Origin of the sequence: Pseudoduganella lutea, assembly GCF_004209755.1 — a bacterium.
In the GTDB taxonomy this organism is placed as follows: Bacteria; Pseudomonadota; Gammaproteobacteria; order Burkholderiales; family Burkholderiaceae_D; genus Rugamonas; species Rugamonas lutea.
On the sequence record NZ_CP035913.1, the window covers coordinates 4507461 to 4520215 of the forward strand.

The 12755-nt window shown below is 63.5% G+C and carries 12 protein-coding genes; 2 read left to right on the forward strand and 10 right to left on the reverse strand.

Annotated features, from left to right (window positions below; genetic code table 11):
- Positions 1 to 151: 151 nt before the first annotated feature.
- Together fliE and EWM63_RS19150 are read left to right on the forward strand one after the other, a co-directional pair.
- Positions 152 to 493 carry a flagellar hook-basal body complex protein FliE gene (gene fliE / locus EWM63_RS19145; RefSeq protein ID WP_130187963.1) on the forward strand — a complete coding sequence of 114 codons (342 nt, stop codon included), beginning with the start codon at positions 152 to 154 and terminating at the stop codon, positions 491 to 493.
- Between the two features lie 27 nt (positions 494 to 520).
- Positions 521 to 1153, forward strand: a complete 633-nt coding sequence (locus EWM63_RS19150; RefSeq protein WP_130187964.1) for a TIGR02466 family protein — start codon at positions 521 to 523, stop codon at positions 1151 to 1153.
- 75 nt (positions 1154 to 1228) lie between these two features.
- Here the strand turns inward: EWM63_RS19150 and EWM63_RS19155 are convergent, their stop codons facing one another.
- The 10 genes from EWM63_RS19155 to EWM63_RS19200 all read right to left on the reverse strand — a co-directional run bounded on the left by EWM63_RS19155 (position 1229) and on the right by EWM63_RS19200 (position 12574).
- Positions 1229 to 1987 carry a flagellar brake protein gene (locus EWM63_RS19155; protein ID WP_130187965.1) on the reverse strand — a complete coding sequence of 253 codons (759 nt, stop codon included), beginning with the start codon at positions 1985 to 1987 and terminating at the stop codon, positions 1229 to 1231.
- Positions 1987 to 2367, reverse strand: a complete 381-nt coding sequence (locus tag EWM63_RS19160) for an EscU/YscU/HrcU family type III secretion system export apparatus switch protein (protein WP_130187966.1) — start codon at positions 2365 to 2367, stop codon at positions 1987 to 1989. The genes EWM63_RS19155 and EWM63_RS19160 overlap by 1 nt, the downstream gene beginning before the upstream one ends.
- Positions 2357 to 3523 carry a flagellar hook-length control protein FliK gene (fliK, locus tag EWM63_RS19165; protein ID WP_130187967.1) on the reverse strand — a complete coding sequence of 389 codons (1167 nt, stop codon included), beginning with the start codon at positions 3521 to 3523 and terminating at the stop codon, positions 2357 to 2359. Before fliK ends, EWM63_RS19160 begins: the two co-directional genes overlap by 11 nt.
- A gap of 45 nt (positions 3524 to 3568) precedes the next feature.
- On the reverse strand, positions 3569 to 3895 hold the full coding sequence (locus tag EWM63_RS19170; protein WP_229487379.1) for a flagellar protein FliT: 327 nt from the start codon (positions 3893 to 3895) through the stop codon (positions 3569 to 3571).
- A gap of 45 nt (positions 3896 to 3940) precedes the next feature.
- The gene (gene fliS, locus EWM63_RS19175; protein ID WP_130187968.1) at positions 3941 to 4381 is read right to left on the reverse strand and encodes a flagellar export chaperone FliS; all 441 of its coding nucleotides are present in this window, start codon (positions 4379 to 4381) and stop codon (positions 3941 to 3943) included.
- Between the two features lie 27 nt (positions 4382 to 4408).
- Entirely contained in the window at positions 4409 to 7063 is a 2655-nt protein-coding gene (fliD, locus tag EWM63_RS19180) for a flagellar filament capping protein FliD (protein ID WP_229487380.1), read from the reverse strand.
- A gap of 172 nt (positions 7064 to 7235) precedes the next feature.
- Entirely contained in the window at positions 7236 to 7631 is a 396-nt protein-coding gene (locus EWM63_RS19185) for a flagellar protein FlaG (protein WP_130187969.1), read from the reverse strand.
- 108 nt (positions 7632 to 7739) lie between these two features.
- Complete coding sequence (locus EWM63_RS19190; protein ID WP_130187970.1) at positions 7740 to 9179, reverse strand: flagellin N-terminal helical domain-containing protein; 1440 nt, start codon at positions 9177 to 9179, stop codon at positions 7740 to 7742.
- Positions 9180 to 9443: 264 nt separating this feature from the next.
- Entirely contained in the window at positions 9444 to 10883 is a 1440-nt protein-coding gene (locus tag EWM63_RS19195) for a flagellin N-terminal helical domain-containing protein (RefSeq protein WP_130187971.1), read from the reverse strand.
- Between the two features lie 251 nt (positions 10884 to 11134).
- Entirely contained in the window at positions 11135 to 12574 is a 1440-nt protein-coding gene (locus tag EWM63_RS19200; RefSeq protein ID WP_130187972.1) for a flagellin N-terminal helical domain-containing protein, read from the reverse strand.
- Positions 12575 to 12755 lie beyond the last annotated feature (181 nt).

Here is a 12755-nt window from a genome sequence, read left to right on the forward strand (position 1 = left end):
CGGCGCCGCCGCTGGCGTCCTGGGCTGCTATTCTGCGAGGGTCATAAAGGCATCCGGCATCACGCCGGTTCCTTCATCTATTGTAGCTCGGCAATTTTTAGTTTGCTCGGATTTGTTTTGCTACAGCAACAGTCAGGGTAAGGAGTCCACCATGCGCACAGGCGGTATCGACAGCAGCCAGATCCAGTCCATGATCGCCCAGCTGCGGGCGGCGGCAACACGCCCGCAGGCCACGCCGCCGGTGGTGCAGACCGAGCAGCCTGCCACGAGGGTGGACTTTTCCAATGCGCTGAAGGGCGCCCTCGACAGCGTGGCGGAAAGCCAGAACAAGGCGCAGGCCATGTCGAAGCAGTTCCAGCTGGGCGACGATTCGGTGAACCTGTCCGACGTGATGATCCAGATGCAGAAGGCCAGCATCAACTTCCAGGCCACCGTGCAGGTGCGTAACAAGCTGGTGGATGCCTATACCAACATCATGAACATGCAGATCTAGTCATAACGATCGTTGAAAGGAAAACCCGTGGCTGCCGATATCAAGGTTCATAAACTGTTCAGTACGCCGATCCTGATATCCGACCTCGACAATGCGGACGAGATCAATGCCGCGTTGCTGGCCCATTTCTTGCCGCTGGCGGGGATCGAAGACGGGCGCCAGCGCAGCAATCTCGGCGGCTGGCAATCGACGGACGATTTCCACACGCTCGATCTGCCCGCAGCCCAGGAAGTGCTGCGCCATATAACCGAAGTCATCAATTCCGCAACCGCGCTCCACACGCCGAACGGGTTGGCCGAAGTGGGCTTCCAGTGGCGGGTCAATGCGTGGGTCAACGTCAATCCGCCCGGATCGAGCAACGCGTTGCACGGCCATCCCGGCGCCTACTGGTCCGCTGTGTACTACGTCGACGATGGCGGGGCGGGGCCCGACGATGGCGGCGACCTGTTCTTCCAGGATCCGCGGGGGGTATTGCCGGCGATGCACGATCCGCTACTGCGCTTCCGTATCGAGGGCTGCCTCACGGCCGGCTATATCGAATCGATCAAGCCCCGGCCCGGCATGCTGATCGTGTTTCCCGCATGGCTGCTGCATGCGGTCGATCCGTTCCACGGTCCACGTGCGCGCGTCTCCGTCGCGTTCAATTTCGGCGCGCATTAGCAAGCTTTCCAGTCGTGGCCCTGCATGGCCACGCCGTTCGACAGGCGCAGAGCAGTGCTCTGCGAAACCCCTGTCTCATCCAATCCCGTTGATGCGGGCGTTCCGTTCGCGTTCCAGCTTGGTGATGTAGCGTTGCACGGCGGCGGCGGCGCCGCGGCCCATGTCGGTGAATTGACAGCCGAGGCGCCGGTTGGGGCGGTTGTTCAGCAGTGTCATGTCGAGCATGTTGCGGACCTGCAGGCCCACGGTCACGTTCCCGAGATCGGGCAGTTCGATCCGGCATTCGGTATAGTCGTGGCCGATCGCGTCGCCCAGCGCGAACTGGTTGTCGAGGATGGCGATGCCGCCGACGCTGATGTCGGCCAGCGGGAACACGCCCACGCCGTCGCCCAGTTCGGGCGGCAGCGGAATCGACACGCGCACTGGGTTCGTCAGCGGTGTCGCCATCCGGTAGTACTCGCGCCGCTGCAGCCGGATCAGGCTCGCTGGTACGGTCATTTTCAGCGCCGGCTTGCCGTCGTGGAGCGTGGCGTGCAACTGGTCGGCATTGAAGAAAATGCGAATCTTGTCGAGCGACGTCTCGAACGATACTTCCCCGCTGAGCAGGCGCCGTTCGTGTTCCGGGTCGAGCGGGCGGTCGATCAGCACCGTGTCGGTGTCGCCGTCCACGTCGAGGATCGCCGTGGTGTAGACCTCCGCGCCGTCACGCGCGGCGGCGCGTACGTCCTGTTTCTTGTCGGAGATCGCGCGCAGCAGCGCGATGATTTCCCGGCGCGATCCTACCTCGAAATCGTGCCAGTTTTCGGTATCCGTGTCCGCAATGAAGGGTTGCATCAAGGTTCGCCAGAGGTAGTAGTGGAAGTGGGAGGGGGGAGGGCGGCTTCGGTATCGGGGGCGGGCGGTGGCGCCGTGCCGGATTTTTTGGCTGCCTCGATATGATAAAGCCAGGCCAACAGTTCCGCAATGACACGGTAGAGCGTGGGCGGAATCTGCCGGTCGAGGTCGATATCCATCAGCAGCGATACCAACTCCTTCGACTCGTGCACGTAGACACCTGCCTCGGCGGCCACGGCGATGATCTGCTCGGCCACCAGCCCGCGCCCCTTGGCGACGACTTTCGGTGCGCCCTCACCGTTGCGGTAGGCGAGGGCAACGGCGTTCTGGTACGGGCGCTTGGGGGCTTCGTCACGCTTCGGGCTATCGTCACGCTTCATCGCTGCCCGCCCTTGCTTCGGTTTCCGCTGCGGTGTCTGCTCCAGCACCTGCTCCAGTACCGATGGTCAGCGAGGCCAGCGGCGCGTCGGCCGCTTCCAGCGCGCGCTGCAGTGCGCCGGACCAGGCGCGCAGCTCGGCGGCGGTGTCATCGGTACCGGATTGCATGGCCACGTGTACCTGGTCGCCGACCAGCGTGATGGTGGCCGCCACCTTGCCCAGCAGCGGCAGCGAAAAGCGCATGCCGCTGCGCCACACGGGCTGCTCGTCGGCCTCGCCGCGGCCGCGCGAACGGCCCTCGTTTTCCTCGCGCTCCACCTCCCACTGCATTTTCTGGCCGGGCCACGCCTCGCCATGCCATTGCACCTTGCCCTGTTCCTGGGCGTGCAGCTGCAGGTTGATCATCTGCGCGGCGGAGAGGTCGGGGCCACCCATCGCGCGCGCCAGCGCTTCGGAGGAGGCTTGCTGCGTCATCCGCTGCATCTGCGGTTCGCGTGCCAGGTCCTGCAGGCTGCGCTTGCCTTCCGCCCATTCGGCCACGTGCGATTCGTAGAACAGCCCGGATTCGCCCAGCACGTTCTTCAGCGCCAGTTCGATGCGTTCGGGATCGGGCGCGCCCGCGGCCACCAGCGGATTCCTGCCATGGATGACAACGGGCGCCCCGGGTGCCGTGTAGGCCTGCGTCAGCGCGCTGGCGATTGCCCGCGCGGCGGGGCTGAGCGTGGCCTGCGCGGAAGTGTGGTCAAGCTTGGGGAGCTGGTCGGCGGCAACCAGCGGTGCCTTGTTCAGCAATACCGCGGCTGAACTCATCGGCCGCGCCTGGCTCGCGCCCGCCTCGCCGGGGGCGGTGTAGACCGTGGCGGGCTGCGCCTGTTCGGTGCCGACCTGCAGCAATGGCCGTGGTTGCGCGGCGACGACATTGAGCGCAACCTGTGCGCCTACCTGCGTGCCGCCGGGAAGCACCATGCGGGCATTCGTGTCGGCCACACGCACCAGGTAGCTGCCGTCGGGGATCTTCGCCAGCACCTCGCCCTGCACGGTCTTGCCCACCATCGGCGCCAGGTTGCGCTGGAACGCAGCTTGCCGCGGATCGGCGACCGATGGGCCGCCGCCTGGCACCAGGGGCCGCAAGCCGGCCGGGTCGAGCCGCGTCTGCACTGCTTATGTTCTCCCGTTACCGCGTGTTTGCATTGTCCGTGTACTTCAGACGCCGCCGTAGGCGTTCACCAGGCGCCGCTCCGTGCCCGTGCTGTTGATGAGCCGGGACAGCTGCGCCATCCAGGGCGTGATCAGGTCGCGCACCTTGCGGTCATCGTCCAGCATCTGCTTGATGAGCGTGGCCTTGCGCGCACGCTCCTCGCCTTCCAGCCGCACCATGCCCTCGTTGACCTTGAGAACGGCCACATGCGCATTCATGCGCTGTTCCAGCTCCTGCAGGTGCTCCCAGTCGGAAGCATTGGCGGCCGCCACCATCTGGCTGGTCAGTTCGCTCATTGCCGCATACACGCACAGCACGTCATGATTGGTCATCGTCATCGTCTGGTCTGTTGGAAAAACTGCTTGTTGCCAAATTGCTTACTGCCGCTGGTTGGCCACGGGCGCACCACCCGCCTGCGCGCCGCCGCCTTCTTCGCCGATCTGCTTCCATGTGTCGCGCAGGTCCGTCAGCAGGCCGCGCACCTCATCCAGGATCTCGACCTGGTTCTGCAGGTTGGCGGTCAGCAGGCGCGAGCTCATGTATTCGTACAGCGCGTCCAGGTTCTTGGCGATGTCGCCGCCCACTTCCTTGTCCAGGCTGGCCTTCAGGCCGTTGTCGATGATCTGGATCGCGTGCGAAATGGCCTTGCCTTTCGCTTCGATATTGCCGGCCTTCATGTGATTGGTGGCATTGATCAGGGCGAGTACCGCGCCGTCGTACAACATCGTGATCAGTTTGTGCGGCGTGGCGGCCGCGATGCCGGTTTCCAGGCCGACCTTGGCGTAGGCATTGACGCCGCGTTGCGGGCTTCCGAACATGGTGTTCTCCTTGTTTCCTTGTTGCTGTTAGCGGTTGGCGGACAGGGCCGACAACTGCTGGGTCAGGTAGTTCGACGTCGTTTGCATATTCGACAGCATGACGTCCAGTGCGCTGTACTGCTTGCGGTAGCGGGCTTCGATGCCGGACAGCTTGTCGGTGAACGCGTCGCTCTGTTTTTGCACGCTCTTGATCGACGCGTTCAAGCCATCCGTGCGGCTGGCGATCTGGCCTGTCTTGCCGAGCATCGTGGTGGCCAGGTTGTTCATCTGGTAGGCATAGCCTTGCGAGAAGCTGACCGTGCCGCGCGGGCCGGCGGCACCGCCGGTGATGTCGATCTTCAGGCCTTCGACATCCGTGCCGGCCTTGCCGGTCATCGTTTGCCCGGAGCCCGTCACCGGATGGCCGCCGATCGTGCCGGTCACATCCAGCCCGGCGACCGCGGTGCTGCCGCCGAACAGGCTGTCGGTCGTGGTGCCGGTGCCCGAAGCCAGGGCGATGTTCGACGTCGACCCGTACTTCGCCGAGGACACGGCAAGCTTGCCGTCGGCGTCGATCGATGCCGTCACCGAGTTGCCCGCGCTGGAAAATGCCGTGGTGCCGTTGATCGACGACTGCACCACCTTCGCCAGCTCGGCCGGCGTGTAGGTACCGGCCGGGATCGTGACCATGGCCATGTTCTTGCTGTTGCTGGGCGTGGTGTCGTTCAGCGTGACCGACCAGGTGGTGTTGGCCGCAATGGTGGTGCTGGGCGGTACCGCGGCGCCGCTCGTCAGTGCGCCCTGGGTCGCCATCTGCGTGATTTCCAGGTCATATGTGCCGGGCTTGGTGGCGGCGCTGGAACTCGTGAACGAGACCTGATTGTCGGTGGTCTTGCCGACCGCGCCGAACAGCGTGCCGATATCGGCGTAATTGGTGTCGATCGCCTTCTGGAACTTGGTCGAATCGAGCGCCAGCGTGCCATCCTTCGTGAAGCCGATGCCCACGTCGCTCAGGTTGCTGAACGCGCCGGAAATACCGGTGATGCTCGACGTCAGCATGCGGCGCATCTGCGACTGGACCGACTGGGCGGTGGCATCGCCCTGCAGCGCACCGGCCGACTTGGTGTCGGGGTTGTAACCGGTCAGCTTCTTCAGTGTGCCGGACAGGTCGTTGTAAGCCTTGACGAACGCTTCGACATTGGTCTTGACCTGCGTGGTATTGCGGCTCACCGCCAGCGTGCTCGAGCCGGTCTGCGTCACGGTCAGGTTCACGCCCTGGATGGCCTCGCCGACATTGTTCGACTTGCTCGTGACGGCGATGCCGTTGACGGTCAGCTTTGTATCCTGCGCGGCCGAGGTCTGCGTCATCTTCTGCGTGCCGGAAGGATCGTAGCTCAGCAGGTCGGCCAGCGCCGCGTCGGGCGGATCGGTATCGGTGCCGGACAGCGAAATCTTCATCGACGAATTGGCGCCCGTGGCGTTCGAGGTGAACACCAGGTGGTAAGGCGTGCTGCTGCCGTCCGACACGATGGTGGCGGTCACGCCCAGGCCCGCCTTGTTGACGGCGTCGCGAATGCCTTCCAGCGAGTTATTGGTGGAATCGATCGTCACGGTGCCGGACGCAACGTTGGCATCCTGCGAAAAAGCGCCGCCAAGATAGGTGCCGCCGGTGCCGGCCGTGAGGCCCGCCGCGGCCGGGTTGCTGCCGGCGATCGTGATCGGGCTGGCGTCGGTCGAACTGAGCGAAATACCGCCGGTCGCCATAACGCTGAAACCGGGATTGACCGTGGCACTGTCCTTATGGATACCGCCGCTGACGCCGGCCGTGACGACTTCTTCCACCTCGATGTTGGAGCCATCGGTGCGGGTGAATTTCAGGTCGCCGCCGGCGGCAGTACCGCTGACGGAAATGCCGGCATCGTTCAGCGCGGTCAGCACGGTCGAGGGAACGGTCAGCGCCGTGTCGATCGACTCCGCCGTGATGCCCGCGCCGGCGGCGATGCCCGCTGCCTGCGCGCCGATCTCCACGCCGCCCACCTTCAGCGCATACGTGCCGCCGCCGTCAGTAGAAACCTGGCCGAAGCCGCCGAAGAGCGCGGCGTCCGTTTCCGCCGCCGTTGCATTGGCGGTCACCCCGGTCGTGGTGCTCTTGGCATTGATGGCCTCGGCCAATGCACGGCCGCTCGTGGTGGTGCTGTCGGTGGCGATCGCGGTGCCGTTGATCGACAGCGAGCCGTTGCTGATACCGTTCGCAGGCACGGCGCCGGTCAGCTTGGTGCCGGCCAGGCCGAAGCCGCCGCTGGCGCTGCCGAACTGGAACGACAGCGTGGTCTTGCCGCCCAGGCCGATGGCGGACTTGTTGCTGGTAATGCCAGGCGTCGTCAGCGTCTGTGCCTGGGCGAGCTGCGTGACATTGACCTTGTAGTTGCCGGCCACGGCCTTCGACGATGCCGATGCGGTCATGACATCGGCATTGCTCGGCGAGGCGCTGAGTGCATTGAAGTCCGAAGCCTTGGTCAGCGCGCCGAGCGACGACTGGAACACCCCGATGGCGCCGGACAGCGACCCATAGGCGGACAGCGACGCCTGGTACGACATCGTTTTTTGCTGGAACTTGGCCAACGGCTGCTGTTCGACAGCCATCAGCTGGGAAACGATGCTGCTGACGTCTAGTACGCCGCCGGTTGCGGAGATGGTTGCCACGGCTGTGCTCCTGAGAAAGCGATAATGTAGTTCATTATCGGCAGAATCAAACGAGACTTGAGAGGGAGAAACAAAGTCCAGTTTCTGCGATGAGTCCGATGGTAGCGCAAAGAAAATGGGGCCGACGCCCTTGTAGGAGCCGGCCTCGTGCTGTGGGCAACGCTGCGACAGGTCAGGCTTTTTCGCTGATCAGCAGGCCGAAGGCCTTGTCGAGCGCCTTGGCGATCTCCAGCGCTTCCTCGGTAGGCATCTGCCGCACTACCTCCTTCGTTGCGCTGTCGACGACCTTGACGACCGTGCGCTTGCTGTCCTCATCGATGGAAAACTCGAGGTTTTGCGCGTGCACCGACGCATTGAGCTTGCCGACGGCGTCCTTCAGTTCGTCGGTCGGGCCGGTGTACTTGCCGGCGGCATCCGCCGTGTCCGCGGTCGTGGTGGTTGTGGTGGTCGTGGCGGCCGTTGCCGTCGTGGTTGCGGGCGTGCGCACCGTGCTGGGGGCGGCGCCCTGTGCCGCGTAACCCCGTTCCGGTCTCGCGGCGGGATAGATGCCGAGCGGGTCGATTGTCATGATGGATTCCTGGATGCGAAAAATTCCCCGGCCGAATTTCTCCGGGCAGGGAACTGTAAAGTGCGAAATGAACCGGCTGGCTGAACGCTGGCCGGTTCACATTACCGATTAACGCAGCAGGCTCATCACGCCGTTCGGCAGCGAGTTCGCCTGGGCCAGCATGGCGGTACCGGCCTGCTGCAGGATCTGGCCGCGGGTCATGGCGGCGGTTTCCGATGCGAAGTCGGTATCGACGATACGGCTGCGCGATGCCGACAGGTTTTCCGACGTCGTCGACAGGTTCGAGATGGTCGACGAGAAGCGCGATTGCAGTGCACCGTATTCGGCGCGCTGGCTGTTGACCGTCGACAGTGCGGCGTCGGCGATCTTGATGGCCAGCTGGGCACCTTCGAACGAGGTCACGTCCAGGTCGGCGACCGAGTTCAGGGTCGACGAGCCGCCGTCCTGCAGGTCCAGGCCCGAGCCTGCGTCGTCGACGGAGAAGCTCTGTGCCGAGTCCATCGTGATACGGCCGTTGGCCGTGCCGCCGTTGGCTGCCGCCGCCGGGGTACCCATCGCGCCATCGGCCGCGTAGGTTGCCAGGGTCATGTCTTCGGTGCTGTTCTCGATCGAGATGTCCGCACCGCTGGCATGGGTCAGCTTGATGCCGCCGTTTTCCTGGTCGTACTGCGCCGTGATGCCGGTGGCGGACGATTGCGCGTTGATGGCGCTGATGCCCGAGGCGAAATCGCTGGCCGAGCTGCCGGAGCCGGTCGTGAAGGAGATCGTCTTCGCGGTGCCGTTGTCGCCCTTCAGTTCGAACGAGTAGGCGGTGCTGGCGGTCAGGCCCATGTTCATGTCGGTACGGGCGGTCGCGGACACGCCGGTGTCGCCAGTCTGCTTGTTGATCTTGTCGGCGATGGTTTTCGCCGTGTCGCCCGTTTCCGTGCTGACGGTCTTCGAACCGCGTGCGCCGTTGATCGTGATGTCCTGCGCGTCGACGACGTTGCTGGTGCCCGCAGCCGCGATATCAGCCTGGCCGGCAGCGATACGGTTGTTGCCGTACGTGTTGGTCTGGAAGTTCGAGCCATTGGCCGAGATCAGCTGGTTGGCATCGGCGCCGACCTGGAAGTTCGCGGTGCCCATCGTGCCGTCCAGCAGCGACTGGCCGTTGAACGTGGTGGTCTTGGCGATACGGTTCAGTTCCGACGACAGCTGGCCGACTTCGGTCTGCAGGGCCTGGCGGTCCGATGCCGAGTTGGTGCTGTTCGACGACTGCACGGCCAGTTCGCGGATACGTTGCAGGATGTCGCCCGACGAGGACAGTGCGCCTTCAGCCGTTTGCGTCATCGACACGCCGTCGTTGGCGTTGCGGGTTGCTTGCGTCATGCCGCGAATCTGGGAATTCATCCGGTCGGAAATTGCCAAACCAGCAGCGTCATCCTTTGCGCTGTTGATGCGCAGGCCGGAAGACAGGCGTTGCAGCGAGGTGGACAGCGCCGATTGCGACTGGCTCAGGTTACGCTGCGAGTTAAGGGATGCGACGTTGGTGTTGATTGGGGAAGCCATTTAATACTCCAGACAGATACTTCGATTCGGCATTTGCGCTTTCACTTTGGCCCGCCTCCACGTTTCGAGACGATCAAGCCGCTGTTGTAACTGGTTACGGTTTCCGTACGGGAACCTTTAGAGGTTTTCCGCAGGAAATCTAAATTTATTTTCGGAATCAAAAAAGAAAATCCCCGGCTGGTTGCCCAGCCGGGGATTCCGATGTTCCGCTGATAAGGTTCAGCGAACGATAGTCATTGAATCATGGTCCTGAATGCGGCGCAATTAACGCAGCAGGCTCATCACACCGTTCGGCAGCGTGTTTGCCTGGGCCAGCATGGCGGTACCGGCCTGCTGCAGGATCTGGCCGCGGGTCATGGCGGCGGTTTCCGCTGCGAAGTCGGTATCGACGATGCGGCTCTTCGATGCCGACAGGTTTTCCGACGTGGTCGACAGGTTGGCGATCGTCGAAGCGAAACGCGACTGCAGTGCACCGAATTCCGCGCGCTGGCCGTTGACCGTCGACAGTGCCGCGTCGGCGATCTTGATGGCCAGCTGGGCACCTTCGAACGAGGTCACGTCCAGGTCCGAAACCGAGTTCAGGGTCGAGGAGCCGCCGTCCTGCAGGTTCAGGCCCGAGCCTGCGTCGTCGATCGAGAAGCTCTGTGCCGAGTCCATCGTGACGCGGCCGTTGGCCGTGCCGCCGTTGGCTGCCGCCGCCGGGGTACCCATCGCGCCATCGGCTGCGTAGGTTGCCAGGGTCATGTTTTCGGTGCTGTTCTCGATCGAGATGTCCGCGCCGCTGGCGTGGGTCAGCTTGATGCCGCCGTTTTCCTGGTCGTACTGTGCCGTGACGCCGGTCGATGCCGATTGCGCATTGATGGCGCTGATGCCCGAGGCGAAATCGCTGGCCGAGCTGCCGGAGCCGGTCGTGAACGAGATCGTCTTCGCGGTGCCGTTGTCGCCCTTCAGTTCGAACGAGTAGGCGGTGCTGGCGGTCAGGCCCATGTTCATGTCGGTACGGGCGGTGGCGGTCACGCCGGTGTCGCCGGTCTGCTTGTTGATCTTGTCGGCGATGGTTTTCGCCGTGTCGCCCGTTTCCGTGCTGACGGTCTTCGAACCGCGTGCGCCGTTGATCGTGATGTCCTGCGCGTCGACGACGTTGGTCGTGCCGGCGGCGGCGATGTCGGCCTGGCCGGCAGCGATACGGTTGTTGCCGTACGTGTTGGTCAGGAAGTTCGAGCCGCTGGCCGAGATCAGCTGGTTGGCGTCGGCGCCGACCTGGAAGTTCGCGGTGCCCATCGTGCCGTCCAGCAGCGACTGGCCGTTGAACGTGGTGGTTTGTGCAATGCGGTTCAGTTCCGAGGACAGCTGGCCGACTTCGGTCTGCAGGGCCTGGCGGTCCGATGCCGAGTTGGTGCTGTTCGACGACTGCACGGCCAGTTCGCGGATACGCTGCAGGATGTCGCCCGACGAGGACAGGGCACCTTCAGCCGTCTGCGCCATCGACACGCCATCGTTGGCGTTGCGCGTTGCCTGGTTCATGCCACGGATCTGGGAGTTCATGCGGTCGGAAATTGCCAGACCGGCGGCATCGTCTTTTGCGCTGTTGATGCGCAGGCCCGAGGACAGGCGTTGCAGCGAAGTCGACAGGGCGCCTTGGGAGCCCGTCAGGTTACGTTGCGAATTCAGGGAAGCGATGTTGGTGTTGATGACCGATGCCATGGTGACTCTCCAGACGGTACTGCTGTTGGGCGCTTTGCTCGGTAACTTTGGCCCGTCACGCTGTTCTTGTGACGATCAAGCCGCTGTTATTCAAGGTAACGGTAGCCGTGCGGAAAGCTTTAGGCTTTTCGCGGAATCTTTTGCCGTATGGACTGATTTTTTTTGACAATAATTCCGATCACAAGCCCGAACGAAAAATCCCCGGCTGGTTGCCCGGCCGGGGATTTGATGGTTCAGTCAACTTTGAAGAATTAACGCAGCAGGCTCATCACACCGTTCGGCAGCGTGTTTGCCTGGGCCAGCATGGCGGTACCGGCCTGCTGCAGGATCTGGCCGCGGGTCATGCTCGCGGTTTCCGCTGCGAAGTCGGTATCGACGATACGGCTCTTCGATGCCGACAGGTTTTCCGACGTGGTCGACAGGTTGGCGATCGTCGAAGCGAAACGCGACTGCAGTGCACCGAATTCCGCGCGCTGGCCGTTGACCGTCGACAGTGCCGCGTCGGCGATCTTGATGGCCAGCTGGGCGCCTTCGAACGAGGTCACGTCCAGGTCCGAAACCGAGTTCAGGGTCGAGGAGCCGCCGTCCTGCAGGTTCAGGCCCGAGCCTGCGTCGTCGATCGAGAAGCTCTGTGCCGAGTCCATCGTGACGCGGCCGTTGGCCGTGCCGCCGTTGGCTGCCGCCGCCGGGGTACCCATCGCGCCATCGGCTGCGTAGGTTGCCAGGGTCATGTCTTCGGTGCTGTTCTCGATCGAGATGTCCGCGCCGCTGGCGTGGGTCAGCTTGATGCCGCCGTTTTCCTGGTCGTACTGTGCCGTGACGCCGGTCGATGCCGATTGCGCATTGATGGCGCTGATGCCCGAGGCGAAATCGCTGGCCGAGCTGCCGGAGCCGGTCGTGAACGAGATCGTCTTCGCGGTGCCGTTGTCGCCCTTCAGTTCGAACGAGTAGGCAGTGCTGGCGGTCAGGCCCATGTTCATGTCGGTACGGGCGGTGGCGGTCACGCCGGTGTCGCCGGTCTGCTTGTTGATCTTGTCGGCGATGGTCTTCGCCGTGTCGCCCGTTTCCGTGCTGACGGTCTTCGAACCGCGTGCGCCGTTGATCGTGATGTCCTGCGCGTCGACGACGTTGGTCGTGCCGGCGGCGGCGATGTCGGCCTGGCCGGCAGCGATACGGTTGTTGCCGTACGTGTTGGTCAGGAAGTTCGAGCCGCTGGCCGAGATCAGCTGGTTGGCGTCGGCGCCGACCTGGAAGTTCGCAGTGCCCATCGTGCCGTCCAGCAGCGACTGGCCGTTGAACGTGGTGGTTTGTGCAATGCGGTTCAGTTCCGAGGACAACTGGCCGACTTCGGTCTGCAGGGCCTGGCGGTCCGATGCCGAGTTGGTGCTGTTCGACGATTGCACGGCCAGTTCGCGGATACGCTGCAGGATGTCGCCCGACGAGGACAGGGCGCCTTCAGCCGTCTGCGCCATCGACACGCCATCGTTGGCGTTGCGCGTTGCCTGGTTCATGCCACGGATCTGGGAGTTCATGCGGTCGGAGATTGCCAGACCGGCGGCATCGTCTTTTGCGCTGTTGATGCGCAGGCCCGAGGACAGGCGTTGCAGCGAAGTCGACAGGGCGCCTTGGGAGCCCGTCAGGTTACGTTGCGAATTCAGGGAAGCGATGTTGGTGTTGATGACCGATGCCATGGTGACTCTCCAGACGGTACTGCTGTTGGGCGCTTTGCTCGGTAACTTTGGCCCGTCACGCTGTTCTTGTGACGATCAAGCCGCTGTTATTCAAGGTAACGGTAGCCGTGTGGAAAGCTTTAGGGTTTTTTCGTGGGAAATCGAATTTTTTTGAAGAAATACCTGCGCGATGCTTACTGTT